General features: G+C 65.5%; 16 protein-coding genes. 4 read left to right on the top strand and 12 right to left on the bottom strand.

Features of this window, described 5'->3' with window-relative positions:
* Positions 1-36: 36 nt before the first annotated feature.
* From ASD86_RS21535 to ASD86_RS21515, 5 genes are all read right to left on the bottom strand, one after another.
* Complete coding sequence (locus ASD86_RS21535; RefSeq protein ID WP_056115638.1) at positions 37-696, bottom strand: DUF2894 domain-containing protein; 660 nt, start codon at positions 694-696, stop codon at positions 37-39.
* 6 nt (positions 697-702) lie between these two features.
* Positions 703-1,344, bottom strand: a complete 642-nt coding sequence (locus ASD86_RS21530; RefSeq protein ID WP_056115636.1) for an OmpA family protein — start codon at positions 1,342-1,344, stop codon at positions 703-705.
* The gene (locus tag ASD86_RS21525) at positions 1,341-3,785 is read right to left on the bottom strand and encodes a DUF802 domain-containing protein (RefSeq protein ID WP_056115634.1); all 2,445 of its coding nucleotides are present in this window, start codon (positions 3,783-3,785) and stop codon (positions 1,341-1,343) included. Before ASD86_RS21525 ends, ASD86_RS21530 begins: the two co-directional genes overlap by 4 nt.
* A gap of 1 nt (position 3,786) precedes the next feature.
* Positions 3,787-4,527, bottom strand: a complete 741-nt coding sequence (locus tag ASD86_RS21520) for a DUF3348 domain-containing protein (RefSeq protein WP_056115631.1) — start codon at positions 4,525-4,527, stop codon at positions 3,787-3,789.
* A 336-nt stretch (positions 4,528-4,863) separates the two neighbouring features.
* Positions 4,864-7,167 carry a hypothetical protein gene (locus ASD86_RS21515; protein WP_157476984.1) on the bottom strand — a complete coding sequence of 768 codons (2,304 nt, stop codon included), beginning with the start codon at positions 7,165-7,167 and terminating at the stop codon, positions 4,864-4,866.
* Positions 7,168-7,628: 461 nt separating this feature from the next.
* Between ASD86_RS21515 and ASD86_RS21510 the strand changes: the two genes are divergently transcribed.
* The 3 genes from ASD86_RS21510 to ASD86_RS21500 all read left to right on the top strand — a co-directional run bounded on the left by ASD86_RS21510 (position 7,629) and on the right by ASD86_RS21500 (position 10,797).
* Positions 7,629-8,306, top strand: a complete 678-nt coding sequence (locus ASD86_RS21510; RefSeq protein WP_056115622.1) for a response regulator transcription factor — start codon at positions 7,629-7,631, stop codon at positions 8,304-8,306.
* Complete coding sequence (locus ASD86_RS21505) at positions 8,290-9,522, top strand: HAMP domain-containing sensor histidine kinase (RefSeq protein WP_056115619.1); 1,233 nt, start codon at positions 8,290-8,292, stop codon at positions 9,520-9,522. The genes ASD86_RS21510 and ASD86_RS21505 overlap by 17 nt, the downstream gene beginning before the upstream one ends.
* Positions 9,523-9,660: 138 nt before the next feature.
* A complete protein-coding gene (locus tag ASD86_RS21500) occupies positions 9,661-10,797 on the top strand; it encodes an agmatine deiminase family protein (protein ID WP_056115615.1) in 1,137 nt (378 codons plus the stop codon).
* 42 nt (positions 10,798-10,839) lie between these two features.
* On the opposite strand, the gene ASD86_RS21495 is transcribed toward ASD86_RS21500, so the two are convergent.
* Positions 10,840-11,220 (bottom strand): VOC family protein, encoded by a 381-nt coding sequence (locus ASD86_RS21495; RefSeq protein WP_056115612.1) that lies wholly within the window; start codon positions 11,218-11,220, stop codon positions 10,840-10,842.
* 799 nt (positions 11,221-12,019) lie between these two features.
* Between ASD86_RS21495 and ASD86_RS21490 the strand changes: the two genes are divergently transcribed.
* Positions 12,020-13,549 carry an FAD-dependent monooxygenase gene (locus ASD86_RS21490; protein ID WP_056115609.1) on the top strand — a complete coding sequence of 510 codons (1,530 nt, stop codon included), beginning with the start codon at positions 12,020-12,022 and terminating at the stop codon, positions 13,547-13,549.
* 58 nt (positions 13,550-13,607) lie between these two features.
* Here the strand turns inward: ASD86_RS21490 and ASD86_RS21485 are convergent, their stop codons facing one another.
* The 6 genes from ASD86_RS21485 to ASD86_RS21465 all read right to left on the bottom strand — a co-directional run bounded on the left by ASD86_RS21485 (position 13,608) and on the right by ASD86_RS21465 (position 18,807).
* A complete protein-coding gene (locus ASD86_RS21485) occupies positions 13,608-14,180 on the bottom strand; it encodes a hypothetical protein (RefSeq protein WP_157476982.1) in 573 nt (190 codons plus the stop codon).
* 365 nt (positions 14,181-14,545) lie between these two features.
* Positions 14,546-15,040 carry a VOC family protein gene (locus ASD86_RS21480; RefSeq protein ID WP_056115603.1) on the bottom strand — a complete coding sequence of 165 codons (495 nt, stop codon included), beginning with the start codon at positions 15,038-15,040 and terminating at the stop codon, positions 14,546-14,548.
* A gap of 169 nt (positions 15,041-15,209) precedes the next feature.
* Positions 15,210-15,902, bottom strand: coding sequence for a phytanoyl-CoA dioxygenase family protein (locus ASD86_RS21475; protein WP_056115600.1), 693 nt, complete (start codon positions 15,900-15,902; stop codon positions 15,210-15,212).
* Between the two features lie 56 nt (positions 15,903-15,958).
* Entirely contained in the window at positions 15,959-16,105 is a 147-nt protein-coding gene (locus tag ASD86_RS27015; RefSeq protein WP_157476980.1) for a hypothetical protein, read from the bottom strand.
* A 45-nt stretch (positions 16,106-16,150) separates the two neighbouring features.
* Positions 16,151-17,953 (bottom strand): XVIPCD domain-containing protein, encoded by a 1,803-nt coding sequence (locus tag ASD86_RS21470; protein WP_157476978.1) that lies wholly within the window; start codon positions 17,951-17,953, stop codon positions 16,151-16,153.
* An 11-nt stretch (positions 17,954-17,964) separates the two neighbouring features.
* Complete coding sequence (locus tag ASD86_RS21465; protein ID WP_157476976.1) at positions 17,965-18,807, bottom strand: hypothetical protein; 843 nt, start codon at positions 18,805-18,807, stop codon at positions 17,965-17,967.
* Positions 18,808-18,819 lie beyond the last annotated feature (12 nt).

The following is an 18,819-nucleotide window of genomic DNA, read 5'->3' as shown; positions in this document are numbered from 1 at the left end:
CCGGCGAACCGGACCGGCGCCAGTAACGCTACCGCCTCATTCGCGCCGTTTGCGCGGCTTGTCGCGGGTACGCTTGCCGTTGGCCGCGGCTTGGGAGGTATCGTCCGAGGCCAGCACGCCGTCGTCGCTCATCCGTTCCAGCCAGGTCAGGGCGTCGACGTAGGCCATGAAGTGCTGCAGATAGCCCGGCGACACTTCGCGCATCAGAGTCAGCGAGCGATGCACGAGCGCGCCGGAATTGAGCGGGCCGGCATCGGTGGGCACCTGCTCCAGCGACACCCGGGTCTGGTTTTCGACGCGCACGGCCGACCACAGCTTCCTGAAATCGTCGAGCGCGGCGAGTTCCGGAAATGCGGGGCGCGGTGTGGCGTCGTCTGCTGCAATCTCATCGCGCAGCGCTGCCTGCTCGGCGATGTAGCCGACCAGGGCGCCGATCGCATCGCTCGCAGGCGTGTTCGTCGCTGCATCCTCGTCGCGCGTCGCGATCGGGAAAGCGGCGGTTTCCAGATCGGCGGCATAGGCCGCGATCAGTTCGGCCAGGCGCGCATCGAGAAGACGCCGCACCTCGCCGTCGTGGCTCGCGGCGCGGCGCTCCAGCGCATCGATGCGCTGGAACCGCACGCGGCTCATGCGATCGGCGCCTTGCTCGCGCCACGCATCGAGTACTGTCCGGGCGTTGGCCTGACTATCGCGCACGCTGCTTCACTTCGCCTTGGGTGGTTTCGGAATCGGCGCAATTTCCACTCGCCGGTTCTTCGCCCGCCCTTGTTCGTCGGCATTGGAACTCACCGGCTGCTCCGCGCCGAACGCGGCGGCGAACACCGACGACGCCGGCACGCCCTCGGCGATCAGGGTGCGGGTGACGGTCAACGCGCGACGCGCCGACAGTTCCCAGTTGTCGGCGAACTGGCCGTTGCCCTCGCGCACCTGGCGATCGTCGGTGAAGCCGCTGATCATCAGGATTTCGTTGCGGGTTTTGAGGTAACCCGACAGCGGGCCGGCCAGACTCTTCAACAACTCGCGGCCCTCCGGCTGCAGGTGCTCGGAGTTGAACGCGAACAGCACGCTGCCGCGAATACCGATGCGACCGTCGACCAGGGTCACCCGCCCCGCCGCCAGCGGCACCGCCAAGGCCTGTTCCAGCGAACTACGGCGTTGCGCTTCGAGCCGGCGCTGCCTGACCTCCTCGTCCAGTCGGCTCGACAGCTGCATCTGCACGCCGAGCACGCCGACCAGGATCAGCACGAACACGCCCAGCAGCACCGACATCAGGTCGCCGAACGCGGCCCAGACCGGCGCGGTCGATTCGCCGTCGCCGCCATCGTCGTAGATATCCGCGCTCATGCCGCCTGCGCCCCATCGGCGGCGCGCCGATCGGCCAGCTGATGGATGTCCTCGATGATCTGCTTCTGCGAGAGCATGCTCAGGTCGATGACTTCCCTGGCCTGCGCCACGTAGTACGCCAGCTGTTCGTCGCTGCGCGCGAGCGACTTGTCCAATGCGGTCTCGATGCCCTGCAGGCGGATCACCAGCGCTTCGTTGGATTCGCCGAACTGCTGCACCGCCGCGCCGAACGCATCGCCCAGGCTCGCGACCTCGACCGCGCCCGCGGCGACCTGAGCGGCGACGACGCCGAGCTTGCCGGTTTCGGCGCCGACATGATCGATGAAGCGGGTACCGACGCGATCGAGCAGATCCGCCGAGGTGGCGACCAGCGCATCGACCGCGACCCGCTGTTCGGTGGACGCGTGATTGACCGCGTCGAGCAGGGTTTCCAGCGTGGCCAGCAGACGATTGCGCTCGTCGAGCATGGCGGTGTCGCGCGCCATGCTGTCGGACAGTTTCTGGCGCAGCTCGGCGATGACCTCGGCCGCGGCCTTGGGCGCCTGCGACGCGGCATCGACCAGACGCGACATTTCGGCGATCGTCTCCTGCGCCTGCGCCTGGGTCTGCGCGGCGATATCGCGCGCGGACTGCGCGAGGACATCGCAGATCTGTTGCTGGCGTTCGACCGAGTGCTCGCCGCTTTGCTCCCAGCGCTGGCCCAGTTCGGCGGCCATCGACGCGAACGCGTCGGTCCACGCGGACAGGCGCTGTTGATCGCGCGATTCCAGTTCGGCCTGCAGGCTGGCGTGCGATTCGCCCATCGCCTGCAGCAGCGACGTGGCGTGCTGCTCGAACGTCGCCGCGGCCGCGATCAAGGCTTGCTGATTGCGCGTCGCCACTTCGTCGTTGGCGCTCGATTGCCGCGACAGAGCCTCGTTCCACGCATCCGCCGCCGCGACCTGCACTTGCTGATTACGCGCGGCCATGTCCTCGTTGGCGGCCAGTTGCCGCGACAGCGACTCGTTCCAAGCATCCGCCGCCGTCACCAGCGCCTGCTGGTTGCGCGCGGCCATGTCTTCGTTGGCGCTCAACTGACGCGACAGCGACTCGTTCCAAACATCCGCCGCCGCGACCAGCGCCTGCTGGTTGCGCGTGGCCATGTCTTCGTTGGCGCTGAGTTGCCGCGACAAGGTGTCGTTCCATGCCTGCGTCGTCGCGACCAGCGCCTGCTGATTGCGCGCGGCCACGTCCTCGTTGGCGCTCGCCTGCCGCGACAACGCGGTGTTCCAGGCATTCGCCGCCTGCTCGGCGGTGGCTTCGAATCGCGCGCAGACGGTGTCGACCAAGCCGGTCGCGCCGCGATCGAAGCTGTCGGTGAAGCGATCCAGCGCGCTGCCCAGGTTCTGCACCAAGCCTTCGTTGGACTGGCGCTGGTCGACCAGCGCCTGGCTCCAGATGCCCGCCACGGTGGTGGTGCTGGCGGCGAAACCCGCCGACAGCCCATCCATCTGCCGCTGCACGGACTCGGTAACGGCCTCGTGCAACGACGCGGTCTCGCGCGCGATCGCCGCCATCGTGGTTTCCACGATCGGCTGCAACGCCTCGCTGGTGACGCGCGCGCTCTCGGCGATGCTCGCCTTCAACGATGCCTCGACCGACGACGCCAGTCGGCCATAGACCGCGTCGGTGCGCTCGTGAAACGCGTCCTGACGCGACGTCAACTGCTCGTGCGCGGCTTGACTGTGCTGTTCGATCGCCGCGGTCATCGCCTGCAGCCGTTCAACCAGGGTCGGCATCACCTCGACTTGCTGTTGCAGCAGCTTGAACGCTTCTTCGCGGCGATAGGTTTGCGAATGCGTGCGCAGCGTGGTCGCGATGGCGAGATCCAGCCGCTGCGCCGCCAGCGCCCGCTCGCGCCGGCACAGCGCGGACAGCAGACCGAGCATCGCCGATGCGGCGACACCGGCGATCGAGGTGCCGAAGGCGAAGCCCAGTCCCGCGACCGGCGCGGCGATGGACTCGCGGATGGCCTGCAGGTCGCTGGCGCTTTCCAGCGCCATCCCGGTTCCGCGCAGCGTCGTCATCATGCCCAGCAAGGTGCCGAGCATGCCCAGCAGCACCAACAGGCCGACCAGATACGGCGTCAGCGACGGCGCCGGCAAGGCCACGCGCTCGCCTTCGATGCGCAGGCGCGCCGCGTTGCGTATCGAAGGATGCAGGCGACCGAGCCAGTCGCCGAGGTTCGACGGCGGCTGCGACAGGTCGGCGACGGCCTGCTGCAGCGTCGCGGTGGCCTGACGGTAGCGATACAACTCGAACCCGCCGGCCAGATAACACGCGGCGATCAGCGCCACCACCGACAACGCCAGCGGATTGGCGGCCACATAGCCCGCGCCGACCCAGCACACGGTGATCAGACCGGCGGCGAAGACCGCGGGATAAAGCAGATTTCTGAGCATGTCAGTTCTTTGCATGAGTGCGAAGGGCCGCGAGCAGGCCCTGCGCCGGTTGTAGGCGAACGTCCAGTTCGGCGAGCAATACGTTCTGCATGTCCTTGCGAAATGCGTCCAGCCACGCGCTGGGCGCGGCGGTCGGCGCGTCGCCCTCCGCGTCAGCGGCGGCGCTCAACGCGGCCTGACGCAGGCGCTCGAAGTGTTCGCTCAGCAGCGTCGGTGCAGCCGCCAGCAAGGCCCGCTCGCGCCGGCTCAAGGCGCGCTCCATGACCGCATCCACGGCGGCGAGCCGGACCAGGCCGGGCGTGGCATGCGTGAGCAGCGCGCGCAGGCGCTCGCGCAGGCGGCCGACACCGGCCTCCATGGTCTGTTGGAGAGCGAGATAGCGCTGACGGTAGAACGGGAAATCGAGCGTCTCGTCCGCGTCGGCGGCGCTGGCCTGCCCCGGCCCACGCGGCGTCGCCGCGGCGAAGGCACGGTCGGAGACGATCGCGCCCGTCAGCGAAGCGCGCACGCGCGCGCATTCGTCGTCGTCGGCGCTGCTGAGGATCCGGTCGTCGAGCAACGCCGCGGGCGGCCTGCCGTCGAGCGCCGTGGACAGCGCCACGGCGTGGGTCCAATCGACCCATTGGCTCAGCTGATCCGACAACGATCGCGCGGGAGGTGGTACGTCGGCGGCGGTCAGGCGAGCGAGCGTGCGGATGAACGTCGGGCCGCGAACCGTAGCCCGTCGAGGTGCTTGCATCATTACTACTGGCTAAAAGATCGCCATTTTACACGCGAATGGTCGCGGCCTGCCGGTCGATGCGTACACGGACTGATCGGTACGCCGATATTCGCGCCGCTTGCGGCCGATTTAGCGAATTCATGCGCGTGCGCACAGCGTTCCCTGATCGTTCATAAACCCGACGGCCGCGATTGGCCGATACCGCGAAAACCCCTTGTTTTCATGGGTTCCCAGCTGCTTTCGCCAGCGCGAGCCTCGCCATCCGCGCCAACCGCCCACAACGCAACGCCGAGGGATCGCTCCCCCGGCGTTGCCGCTACGGCCGCAACCGCCATCGACGGCCGGCCATTGCCTGCTTCACTTAGCCGAGTCGCCCGCGGCCTTCGCGGCCTCCTTCGCATTGGCGTCCTGGGTGCGCGCATAGGTCTGCGCGAAGCCGCGCTCGCCGGTGATCATCACGTCGAACACGCAGTTCTGGCGGGTCCGCTCGTCCTTCACGATGCGGCATTCCTGCACCGCGACTTCAAGCGGCAGCGGCTTGACCGGTTCGGCGCCCGGCAGGTTGCACGGCGGGCTTTCCATCGGCCAGTCCTTGTTGGTGAAGGTCTCGGTCGAGGTGCCCGGGGCGTAGTCGAACAAGGTCGAGCTGTGGCTCACCCGCCACGCGTCGCCGAACTTCTTGTACAGATGGACGTAGCGATCGTGCAACGCGGCCGGACGCAGGCCCAGACCGGAACCATCGGGCAGCGGCGGCAACCAGCTCTTCGGCGCCAACGGCGCGCCGATGCCGCCGACCAGGTTGCTGCCCGGCTGCGCGCCGTTCGCGCCGTCGGCCAGCTTGCGGGTCACGCCGATGTTGAGATACCACTTGGATTCGCTCGACCACCAGCCCGGCGTTACTTGCAGGTTGTACTTGTCGGGATAGGTGATCTTGATGCCGCCCGGCGCGGAGGTCGGATTGATGCTGCCGCCGTTGCCCAGGTTGATGCCGCCCGAACCGAGCGCGGTCAGCCGGCCGTCGATGCGCAGTTCCAGTCCCTTGGGATCGGGCACGCCGTTGAGGTTGGGCTGATAGGTGACGCGGTACTTGCCCACGCGGGTGGCGACCGCGCTGTTGAGGCTCACGCAGGTGGCCAGGCCGCTGTACGGATCGGCGCCCGGCGTGAACGAGGTGGCGATCGGCGTCTGCCGCGCCTGGATTTCCACGCCGCTCGGATCGCGCAGGATCGTGTACTCGCCGGCACCCTGGAAATCGTAGCGGGTGCCATCGAGCGTGGTCACGTGCGGGTCGCCGTCGACACCGATGATGCCGGTGTTGGTCGGATCGAGCCAATCCTTGAGGCGGGTGGCGGCGGTGCCACCGCCGTTCCAGCTCACGCTGAGCTTGCCGTACCAGTCCGAGGTGGTCGGCGCGCTGCACGAAGCGTAGCCGCCATGCAGTTGACCGACGCAGCGCTTGGTCGACGCGCTCCACAGACACGAGCCGGACGAACCGCCTTCGGTGGTGCCGTCTTCCCACGCATCGACCCGCCAGTGGTTCGCCGCGGCGTTGACGGTGTTGGACAGATACGCGGTGGAGGTGACCGCATTGGTGTTGAACGAGATCGCCTTCTCATCGCCGGACGGATGATGAATGCCGACCGTCGAAGCCGGCGCCGCGCCGCTCGCGTCCCAACCCGAATAGAACACGTTGGACAGCGGATCGGGTTCTTCTTCCAGCTCCACCAGCAGGAAGTCGCTCGGCGAATAGGACGCACGGAAGATCGCGCCGGTTTGGCTATCCGACAGGTTGCCGCCGCTCAGCGCGCCGCAGGTGGGCGACTGGAAGTTCCAGTAGAACACCAGGGTGTCGTCGTTGGCGGCGGTGACGCCGCAGTGGTAGGCGCTGAGGAAATACGGGGTGAAATCGAACGAGGTGTTGTTGACCAGCTGACCGCTGCACAGCGAAGTACCGCTGATGCTGTAACGCGCGACCGAGCGAATCTCGTTGGCCCACGGAGCGCCCACCGGGCAGACCACGTCGTTGTTGCACGAACCCTGTTTTTCCAGACTGTCGTCGGCGAAATCGCGATAGCCCTGGTTGACCTTGCCGATCGTCACCGCCGGTTGCGCCACGCCGTTGGGCACGAACACTTCGACGATGATCTCGTCGCCCTTGATGATCGGCGTCCACAAGCGGCCGTCGTGGCTGCGGTTGTGGGTGAGGTAGGGGCCTTCCACTTGCTTGCCGGCCGTATCGTAGATCCACAACTTCGCGCCCACCGGCATGTCGAACCGGGTCAGGCCGAGGTTGTGGCTGACCGCGCCGGGCGACTGGATACGCAGACGCCACAGCCGTCCGTCGGCGAGCGTCTGCCAGGTGCCTGCGTTGTTCAGATCGAAGGCCACGCCCGCATCGACCGCGAAGCGCACCGGCAAAGGCAACTGCGTTGCCTTTGCGCGCGAGCGATCCTCGGCCAACAGGCGCTGCGCATCGACCGCGGTCAGCGTCTTGCGCTGCACGGCCTTGAGCGATTTGTCCTGCAGCGAAAAACTTCTGGGTGTTTCGTGCATCCTGGCCAGCGCCGCTTGCAGCGGCAGGCAGACCAGCACGGTCGCAATGGCCAGACGGCGCAACCATCGCCTGCCGTCGGATACGTCTTTGAGCCATGTGGTTCTCATAGCACTCTCCTTGACTGAGTCGGATTTCCTTGGTGCAGGCCTGGGTGAAGTCGCAACTTCGTTGTGGCGTGGATCACGCCTTGCGCATGCCGGTGCATCGCAGGCGGGGCATCAGCGGTCGTCGTGCGAGCCGGCCTGCGCGGCTTGCCAATGGCTCAATGAGAAGATCAATGAACTCGCCCCGTTCTGGTCAACGCCCCGCACCACGGTCAACGGACAGGTGAAGTGCCATCGAGTTGTTAAATCAATACGCAGTTCACTTTCCGAAGCGTTCCGCGATCCGTCGCATCGGTGCGCGGCTGCGCTGGCGCGACGGTCGATGCAGCACACATCACAGTGGTCACGGCCTCGTGCGGGCGACAAGGACGATCCAGGGCCGATAACGGGCGTTGCCGGGAAGATTTCGAAGCAAACTGTGACGCCCCGCGCGTCCGGGCCGCGGCGGCGGTAAGCTCTCGCCCATGCGCCTGCTCGTACTCGAAGACCAGACCGATTTGCGCGAGGCCGTCGCCGGACGGTTGCGCGCGCATGGGCACGCGGTGGACGAGGCCGCCGATCTGGCCACGGCCGAATCCTTCGTGCTGTCGTATGGCTACGACGCGTTGGTGCTCGATCGCACCCTACCCGATGGCGACGCGCTCGCATCGCTGCGGCAATGGCGCCAGCGCGGCATCGCCACGCCGGCCTTGTTCCTGACCGCGCGCGATGCGGTCGAGGATCGCATCGACGGTTTCGCCGGCGGCGCCGACGATTATCTGATCAAGCCGTTCTCGATGGACGAACTGATGGCGCGCATCGGCGCGATCGGCCGACGCGGCGGCGGGATCCGTCCCAGCGTGTTGCGCGTGGCCGATCTGGAAGTCGACCTGGGCCGTCGCGAAGTGCGCCGCGGCGGCATCGCGCTGCCGCTGCGCCCTAAGGAATTCGCGTTGCTGCAATTGTTGGCCGAGCGCGCCGGACAGGTCGTCGCCCGCGGCGACATCATCGCCAGTTGCTGGGGCGAAGGTCAGGAGCCGGCATCGAATGCCGACGAGGTGTTGATCGCCGCGCTGCGCCGCAAACTCGGCAGCCCGCCGCTGCTGCACACCGTGCGCGGCGCGGGTTATCGACTGGACGGACGCGATGACGCGACGGCGTGATCAGGTCCTGCGTCGACTGCATCTGCGTCTGACCGCGGTGTGGACGGCAGCGTGGTTGCTGTGCGTGGTGGTGCTGTGCACGGTCGCCATCGCCACGCATGCGCGGCTGGCGCAACTCGACCTCGCCTCCAGCGCGCGGCTGCGCGCAACGGCCGTTTACGGCTTGACGTGGTTCGACAGCGACGGCCGCTTTCACGACGAAGTGCTGCGCAAGGAACCCGACGTAATCGACAGCGGCAGCGATATCTGGGTGATCGGCAAAGGGCCTCCGCCGGAGGTGTTGCTGCGCCCCGAGCATCCGCGCTTCGATCTCGCCGAACCGTTCGCCCTGGCCGATGCGGTGATCGCCGGCGGCCGCGATATAGCGAACGAAGGCCGCGACCGGCGCGGCCGCGCTTACCTGCTGCAGGCCAAGCCTACCTACGACGATCGCGACCGACCCATCGCCGCGATCCTGGTGTTGGCCGATCCCGGCGCGCGCGACGCCGCGCATGCCGCCTTCGTTCGCTGGACCGTGTCGATCGCCGCGGCGCTGGCCGCGTTCGGCATCCTTGTCGGCCATGTGCTGTCGCGCCGCTCGCTGCGGCCGGCGATCGCCTCGTTCGAACAGCAGGAACGTTTCATCGCCGCGGCGGCGCACGAGCTGCGCACGCCGGTCGCGCGCTTGCAGGCGCTGTGCGAATCGGCGCAGGACGGGTGCGAACCGCCGGCGCAAGCGCTGGCCAAGATCGAGCGAGTGACGACCCAAACCGCCGGCCTGGTCGAACAGTTGCTGCTGTTGGCGCGGCTGGATGCAGCGGCGTCGCCGGTCAGCAAGGAACCCGTGCGCCTGGATCTGCTGGTCGAAGCGATCCTGCCCGAAGACCGGCCGATCGCCTTTCACGCCACCGAGTCGGTGGTGAACGTGGATCTGCGATTGGTGCAGACCGCCGTGCGCAATCTGATCGATAACGCGTTACTGCACGCGGCGACCGACGCCAGCGATGAACCGATCAGCGTGACCGTCAGCGGCCACAAGGTGATCGTCGAGGACCGCGGCCCGGGGTTTCCCGACGCGTTATTGCAACGCATCCGCGAACCCTTCGTGACCGGCCCGGCCAGCCGCGGCAGCGGACTCGGCTTGTCGATCGTCCAGCACATCGCCCAGTTGCACGACGGCGAGCTGCGACTGGAAAACCGCGTCGGCGGCGGCGCGCGGGTGGAATTGGCCTTGTGATGGCGCGGGCGTGGTGATGGCGCGGGCGTCATGGCGGCCGCTGTCGACGGGTAATCCATCAGCAAATCACCGCTATCAGCTGGATGTCAGGTTCGCTGGCTAAGGTGCGCCTCCAAGCCCACCCGACAGGTTCCTCCCATGAATATCTCCACCCTTCCCCGCGCCGGCTGGCGTCCGCTGGTCGCCGGCGTGCTCTGCGCCCTCGCCCTGAGCGCCGCAGCCACCGGCGCGGCGCGCGCGCAGACCGGCGGTTACATGCCCGACGAAACCGCGCGCCACGAAGGCACCTGGCTGCAATGGCCGCACGCCTACACCTACGGCCGCGCCTACCGCGACCGGCTCGATCCGACCTGGGTGGCGATGACCCGCGCGCTGGTCGCCAGCGAGAACGTGCACATCATCGTCTACGACGCCAACGAGCAGACCCGCGTGCGCGCCCTGCTCAACGCAGCCGGTGTCGCGCTGACCAAGGTGAGTTTCCTGATCCGCCCGACCGACGACGTGTGGGTGCGCGACAACGGCCCGCTGTTCGTCTACGACCGCAACAACCAGCTCACGATCACCGACTGGGGCTTCAACGGTTGGGGCTTGGATGCGCCCTACCGCAAGGACGACGCCGTGCCCGCCACCGTCGCCGGCCGCCTCGGCCTGCCGCGCGTGGACGTGAACGACGTGGTCCTCGAAGGCGGCGCGATCGAAGTCGACGGACGCGGCGTGCTGATGGCCACGCGCAGTTCCACCCGCGAGCCGAACCGCAACGCGGACCTCAGCGAAGCCGAACTCGAAGCGGTGCTGTCCGAGCAACTGGGCGTATCCAAGTTCATCTGGCTCGACGGCGCGCCCGGCGGCAAGGACGACATCACCGACATGCACATCGACGGCTTCGCCCGCTTCGGCACGCCGGACACCGTGGTCACCATGAGCCCCGCCGATCTGCGCCAATGGGGCCTGTCGTCGGCCGACATCGATCGCCTGTACCGCGCGAGCGACATCGACGGCGCCGCGTACCGCATCGTGCAGCTGCCGCTGACCGCGCGCGACGTGGTGACTGCGTACGGCTATGAGCTGGGCTACAAAGGCTCGTACGTGAACTACTACGTCGGCAACAGCGTCGTGCTGGTGCCCGAGTACAAGGATCCCAACGACGCCGTCGCCAAGTCGATCCTGCAAGACCTGTATCCGGGCCGCAGCGTGATCGGGATCGACGTGCGCAACCTGTATCGCAACGGCGGCATGGTGCATTGCGTGACCCAGCAACAGCCCGCGGCGCTGTGAGCGCCGCGCCCGCACTCGAGTGATCGGCGTTATCGGCGCCCGTTACTCGGCCGCCCGGTTGATCACCGCTTCGACGCGGTGGCCATCCGGGTCGACGAGGAACGCCGCGTAGTAGGCATCACCATAATCGGGTCGAAGCCCCGGCGCGCCGTTGTCGCGGCCGCCGGCGGCCAGACCGTTGCGGTGAAACGCATCGACGCTCGCGCGCGACGGCGCGGCAAACGCGAGATGGAAACCGTCTCCGGGAGCGGTCGCGTCGGCGCAAAGATTCAGCAACAAGATGTCTTGACCATCCACGAGGCCGTAGCCGATCGACGCCTCGCCGTCGAACACGCGGCGGTAACCCAACGCGCCCAGGGCGCCGTCGTAGAACGCGCCGGCCGCTTGCAGATCGCGGACGCCAAGAGAGATGTGGTGAAGCATGCCGGCGCCTTGGGTCGATGTGGGTTTAGAGCATAGACGAGAAGCGGTTGTGGATAGCGCTTCGCTGTTGCGCTTGATGGGCTTGCGGGGGATCGGCGATTGGCGCGACCTCGTGCCTGCATCTTCGTGATTGCGACGCGGCTCCCTCACCCCGGCCCTCTCCCGCCAGCGGGAGAGGGAGCGTTATGCAGCGGTTTTGATGTCGCTGCTTGGCCGGCCCGTCGCTTATGCGACGCATGGCGCTGACCAAACGAGACGCCGGAGCGTGGCCTAATTTGAAGGATGCATTGAAGCAAGCACCACCCGACTCCCACGATGAACTCATCAAGGACCGAAGCAAGCCGCCATCGCGCGGCACCGCCGGCATGGCCGCGCCCACCCCTCAACCTGCTTGGGCGGGTAGGAGTGGTTTGATTTGGTGATTTCCTGAGCGGGTGGAGCAAATCCCCCGGCGCAGCTGTATGAAGCAATCAACGCAAGCGCCAGCCCCCTTTTTAAAAGGGGCAATGATTCCGTTGCTGTTGCTGTTCCCCCCTTTGGAAAAGGGGGGAAGGGGGGATTCGCTTTTAGTTCCAAATCGCAGCGTCCCACCACCCAAGCCCCAACCGTCGAAACCAACACACAACCCGCATCTAGCGCCTCATCGCGCACCATCACCAAAAAGCCGATTCGGCATCCTTCCACCTCCCAAACCACCACTAAACTACCCAAGCAACAGGCGCCCCAATCGCCCCATCATCAGCAATGCAACACCGCATTCGCCCCGCAACGCACCCGCCACCCGCGCGAGGACTGCCCCTTGATCTACGACGTCGTGATCGCCGGAGCCGGCCCCGTCGGCCTATTCCTCGCCTGCGAACTTCGCCTCGCCGGCCTGTCGGTATTGGTCATCGAGCAGGCCGAAGATCCGCGAGCTCCCTTGAAACGGCTTCCGTTCGGCATGCGCGGGCTTTCGACACTCACGCTCGAAGCCTTCTACCGCCGCGGCTTGTTGAACGACATCGAGGCGCCGCAACGCGCGAAGGACGACTCGAGCAACAGCGCCCCCGCAACCGGGCCAGCGGCGCAAAAACCACGACGCCAGTTCGGCCATTTCGCCGGCATTCCTTTCGACATCGCCAAGATCGATACCGCGAAGTGGCCGTATCGCCTGCCCAGCCCCGCCGATGCCGCCACCGGGGCCGAGATGGAGCGCATCGAGTCCGTCCTCGCCGCGCGCGCAATCGCGATAGGCGTCGAGATCAAGCGCGGGCTGCGCGTCGAAGCATTCGATCAGTCGGCCGATGAAGTGAGCATTCGCGCCGGCGGCGAAACGTTTCGCGGCCGCTGGCTCGTTGGTTGCGACGGCGGCCGCAGCTTGGTGCGAAAGGCCGGCGGGTTCGAGTTCGTCGGCACCGATCCCGAGTTCACCGGCTATTCGGTCCGCGTCGAGATCGCCGATCCCGAAAAGCTCAACCTGGGCCGCCACTACACGCCGACCGGCATGTATTTCCAGGCGCAACCCGGGACCATCGCGATGGCCTCTTTCGACGGCGGCGCGTTCCATCGAACCCAACCGGTCACGCTCGATCAGGTGCAGACGGTGTTGCGCCACATCTCCGGCACCGACGTCACCGTGACCGCGCTGCAACTCGCCACGACCTGGACCGACCGCACCTATCAGGCGACGGCGTATCGCAACGGACGCGTGTTGCTCGCCGGCGACGCCGCGCACATCCATTCGCCGCTGGGCGGCCAGGGGCTCAACCTCGGTCTCGGCGATGCGATGAACCTGGGATGGAAGCTCGCCGCTACCATTCGCGGCGACGCGCCGGCCGGCCTGCTCGACAGTTATTTCAGCGAACGCCATCCGGTCGGCGCGCAGGTGCTCGACTGGTCGCGCGCCCAGGTCGCATTGATGCGGCCCAGCCCGAGTTCGCGCGCGCTCGAAGCCATCATCCGCGACCTCATCGACACCCGCGACGGCGCCACCTATTTCGCCGAACGCGTGTGGGGCGTCGGCCTTCGCTACGACCTGGGCGACAGTCACCCGCTGGTGGGGCGCAGCGCGCCGGACTTCGAACTGGCCGATGGAACCCGGCTCGGCGAACTGCTGCGCAACGGCAAGGGCCTGCTGCTGGACTTCGACGCCGACGCGCGGTTGCGTGCGCTCGCGCTGCGCTGGAGCGATCGCATCGCGTATGTCGCCAGCGACGTCAAAGATCAGCTCGGTATAAGCGCCGTGCTGGTGCGTCCGGATGGTTTCGTCGCCTGGGCGAGCGAGGACGCGAGCGATCATGAGCGGGCCGCTCAGGCCGCGACCCGATGGTTCGGCGAACCCTCAGGCTGACGATCGGTCCCGATCCGCGGAGGTCCTCGATCCGAATGCGGATTCGTATCGCCGCCGCTCAGTCGCCGATGCCCCGCGGCAGCGCCAGGCCCGACGAACCCGCGACCACCTTGCGCACGCTGGAGACGGCGGCCGAAGCAAGCGAACGATGCACCAGGAACGCCGGCGCGCTGCCGCCGATGTCGGTCAACGAGGCGTAGCTCAGGCGCGTACCGTCACCGGTCGGCGTCATCGTCCACTCGCCGCGCGCGCGCAAGGCGATGCAGTCGGGCATCGGTTTCCGGCCGGCATAGTCGAGCGATACGAACGTCACCCGCATCGCTCCGTTGGCCAGCGCGTGCCGCTCGAAGCGCATCGAGTAACAACGATCGCTGGCGACCGAGGTGCTGAGCACGTCGGACCACAGCGCCATGTCCGGCCCGCGTTGAATGAACGTCCGGCTGATGTTTTTGTTCTTCTCGTCGAGATACTTGCCGAGCAGATAGTCGGCGACCGTCTTCGGCGAGGCTTTCAGCGACGTGGTGACGCGAAGCTCATCGAAACGCTCGCCGGGAATGCGCCGCGCCTCCAGCCGGATGCCGTCCTTGTCGCTGACCACCCGCCACTGCGCAGTCTGTTCACTCGCGAACACCGGGCACGCCGCCAGAAAGAACACAAGCCAGGTCAAATATCGGGCAAATGCGCGCGAAACAGCCGGAACCCGGCCTGAGACTGGAATACGGAACGGAGCCATGCTCGTCTCCCGGCGCTTGAGCCGTTGCGCGGATTCGATGCCACGGGCATGACAGGGTCAAGACAGCCGCGATTCGAGCGGCGGCGCCCGCCACGCAAGGCGCGGGGAACGGAGTTGCGGCGCAGGCAGCACGAGCGCGTCGCGGACCACCGGGACGCGGCCCAGGCCGCATCCCGTGGTTCGTTGAATCCGAGTTACCGCCGATGCCGGCGCGAAACCGCTACTTCAATCGCGGCCTCGCACACCGCCGTCGCGCGCTCCGATCAGCCGCGTACCGCGGCCTCGATCGTGGCGATATCGATCTTCTGCATCTTCATCATCGCGTCGAACGCGCGCTTGGCGACCTTCGGATCAGGGTTGGTGAACGCATCGGTCAGCACGCGCGGCGTGATCTGCCACGACAGCCCCCACTTGTCCTTGCACCAGCCGCACTCGCTTTCCTTGCCGCCGTTGCCGACGATCGCATCCCACAAACGATCGGTTTCGGCCTGATCGTCGGTGGCGACCTGAAACGAGAACGCCTCGGTGTGCTTGAACGCAGGCCCGCCGTTCAAACCCAGACACGGAATGCCCATCACCGTGAACTCGACCGTCAACACGTCGCCCTGCTTGCCATCGGGATAATCGCCGGGCGCGTGATGCACCGCGCCGACCGCGCTGTCCGGAAACGTCTTCGCGTAGAACGTTGCCGCGTCCAGCGCGGTGCCGTCGTACCACAGACAAATCGTGTTCTTGCTGATCGCGTTCTTGTTGACCATGGCCGTTCTCCCGGTTTCAGGTGGATACGTGCATTCAAGTCGCGCGGAGCACTGGCAAGCATCGATGCCCTGCCTGCCACGAAGCGCATGCGCGATCGTCTCATGGCGCCGCCGCATGCCCGATCACATCTTTGAACGGGACCCCGGCGAGTGCCGGGAAAAAATAGCATCAAGCGCGCGGAAAACAACGGCATGTCGCCATCATTCGCAGATGCCTGGTCGTATTGATCGACGGCGTGTGCAAAAGCCGCATGTCCATCAGACAAATGTCACCCGCGCGACCTGACATTTCGACGATCGACACGCCCGATCCGCGAAGATCGCGCTCCAGATCATCCGACGTCTTCAACAGCCTGCGCAGCGCGGAAGCGGACCCATCCCCCATCGCATCGCCCCAATGCGACCCCGCCAGCGCGAGCGTCGCGCCGCCGCGCGGCGACACATCGTCGATCAGAAAGAACGCTTGAATGCCGGGCAGCCGCTGCGGCGGATCGGCGGTTACATCCACATGCCAGTTCAGACCCTTCAAAGTCCACTCGCCCTGGCTAGGCGGCGACAGCAGCAACTGGGTGCCCCGGCTGGGCGTCAACGCCCGATCGCCCAATCGGGCCATCAGTTCGATGAGCTCCGGCGTCGCCAACGCGTCGTGCAATCCCGGAACATCCACCAGCGCCGACAGCTTTCCGATCTGCTGAAAGAACGGCAGTTGCCGCAACGACTTCATCGGGCTCGTCCGCGCCGACAGCCGCTTCACCTCATCGAGCACCTTCTGCCTGATCGCCGCCATCCGTCTCTTCGGATGGAACGCATCCAACCGCAAGAAACCTTGCGCGGCGAAGAGTTCGGCTTGATCTGGCTTCATCGGGTTGCCCGAGCGAGAAATACGAGGCCTTCGTCCTGCACCAATGCTTCGGCATCCTAATGGATCAGTCCAAACGCGGCGACCTCGATCATGCAGCCGCGCAGCAGATACGCCCAATCCACGGCCACACAGCCAGGCAGCACCGTCTGTTCGGCGATCACCACCACGGCCAGCCCGCGCTCATCCTGTCCCCAGCGAAGCACTGTCGCCCAATTGCAGGACTTGACCCTCTTGCTAGTGCGGTGTCGTCATCGCCCCATACCCGGCGCCTTGGTTGGCTCCTCCGGCATCTGCCCGAGTGCCTGCGCCTGAGCCGTTTGCCGGGCGATACGCTCGTTGATCGCCTCTATCTTTTCGAACGAAACCGCCTCCGGCGCTCGAACGGCCTCGTCCGTTTTCATATGCGCCCGCAAATTCGCCGGGTCGTCGAGCCGCCCTTGGACGACGAATACGTGCTCGCCCGCGGCGACTTTTTCGTTCCTGGCGCTGAAGACCACGTGATCCACCCGCGACAGGCCATTTTCTTTCGCCAGAACCAACAGGCTTGCGGTCATACGCTCGCTGGTTTCGTCCCATTGGCGGCCGTGCTGTTGATCCTGTTGTCGAACCTGGGTCGCGATCTGGGAGTACAGGCCGTGATCCGGATGATCCTGTTGGATCGGCGACAACCGACTATTGCCTATCGGGCCTGGCGGGTCGCCCAAAGCGCTCGATTCGATAGGAACATGTTGATTCAATCTGGAGCCGGTCTTGGTGTGCTCGAAATGATGAAGCGCTGGCGGTGATTGGCTGGTGTCGTAGTACGCATGGGGACGTTCAGGGTGCGGGCTTATTTCCAGCCCCAGCCGTTCCATCAGCCGCTCGCTCAAGCGCAGCCTGCCCATATCGATGTGCATCTTCGGTTGGACGCCTCCCACCGAATGCGCATACGCGCGATCGAACTGGATTACCCGCTCTATTGCGTTCCTCCCGTAGTAGTTCTGGTAGTCGGATTCATTGTGCGGCCCAAGCGTGGCCGTTTCGGCCGACTCGACTCCATCCGCTTTGGGCTTGCGGTCGAAGTAGTTCTTACCCATGGCCTCAACGTTGCCCGGCGTTGGTTCTATGGTCGAATCCGCATTGAACGTTAAACCGGATTTTCCGACTAACTGCTGCGTTGCGTCGTCTCGCTGCAATAGCATATGCGAGCGAATTCCGCTCGTTCGGCCCATATCTTCAAGGCCGACTTCACCGTTGGCCTGACGCTTCATGCTCACGACCGCGTTCCAGCCCGCAATCTCGGCTCGCGCCTCGTCCTCCCGCGATGCCTGAAGAAACTTCCCAATGGGCTGCGTGTAGTCGTTGATGGGATCTTTGTCGCGCGCGATCTGCTTGATCTCGGCGTCGAAGGCGGCCCATGCCTCACGCTTGCTGCCATGATTAAAGCCATGCTGCGTCTCATGCGCCAGCGTAAAAACCATCGGCGCGACATCGAATCCCGAGCTATTGGCCGACGACTTGTTCTGCAGTCGATAAGCCGGAATCAGCATTGTCTTCTCTTCGCCATCGTAAGCGGCCCCAGCGCCCTGTCCATGGGGCAGAATCCCGAAGCTCTTCAGATGTGGTTTTGGCTCGGCGCTTATCGCGGCCCCGATGCGATCAGCCAGCACGGGAGATGCATTGATCGCCGTCTGAAGGTTGCTCACCATCTCCTGCGATACCGCAACAGTAACGCCGGCTTCGTCTTTGTAAGTGGCATTTCCGAAACGCAGCGACATTTCCTGAATTCTTAGCGCCGCATCCAACCGGCCTTTCGAGGCGCCTTCAGATTGCGCCAACGCATTAAGCGGAAGTCCGATAACGCCGCTACGAATGTCGATGTCTCCCACCAAGCTGTCCGGCCTGGCTGAAACCGCGAATGACGTCAGTTGTTCCTGTCTGGCAGCTTTGTTCATCCTTTCCAGCAACTTGTCGTCCGAGACCAGCGTCTCGCGCAGGCGTTCAACATGAGCGTCAGTCACACCCGCCGAACTCGCAAACGCGTCGACGGCAGCATCCAGCTGCTTGTTCATCCTTGCCATATTCAATCCGTCGAAGAGATCATCAGTTGCTGGATGCAGGAACGGGCGGGTTTTCCGTTGATCGGCGCGAACTCAGCGGCGGGCACCACCCGTACTGTCACGCGGGCGCGTTGAAAGAGGTATTCCGATGACTGCCCTATTTCGTCGGCTTCCATTTTGCTGCTGTAGCCCGCGTCTTTCAGCGCTTTGGATGCCGCCGCGAAGTCGACCTCGCATACCGGTGACATCGACGCCTCATTGGTATCCGGATGGCGATAGGCAAGCTCGACCGCTTTGTAGGACCCGTCCTGCTCGTAGGTAACTCCGTAGCTCCAACCAGATTCCGGCAGCTTCACGGCGAAGGCATGCACCTTGCCCAGCGGCGCGTACTTGAGCGGCAAGCCAGTGCGCTCTTTCACATCCTCGACGTTCAGCTCATCCATCGACTGCAGCGCTTCCGCCAACCTGAGCATCCGCCGCGCGACCTCTCCTGGCGTCAAATCGGGATGCTCGCTGGCCGCGCTGATTCTGTAGGGCTCGGACGAGGTCATGTCATGGGCCTGCTGGGTAGTAGCGGCGTTGCGCCGCGATGTCGGGCTGTGAGCGCAGGCACTGACATTGAAGGCGATCAGCGCGGCTGCGACTGCATACGGCCGGATAGTTGCGGCAACACAGCGAAACTGAAAGTTGCGCATTGCTTGCACCGCATAGTGAGAGGATGCATTGAGCATAAGCGAGCCGTCATGCGATGAACAACGACCGCTGTGGAATTTATGCGTTCGATCGCCCAACTGAAGAGGCATGATGGTGAAAACATGTGACTTTCTTTGGCACGCACACACGAAGATTTCGTTGACGCTCGTCATCGTCTGATTCGG

The organism is Lysobacter sp. Root690 (genome assembly GCF_001427785.1).
GTDB lineage: Bacteria > Pseudomonadota > Gammaproteobacteria > Xanthomonadales > Xanthomonadaceae > Lysobacter.
Note: the sequence above shows the minus strand (reverse complement) of the source record. Positions and strands in the feature narration are given on the sequence as shown.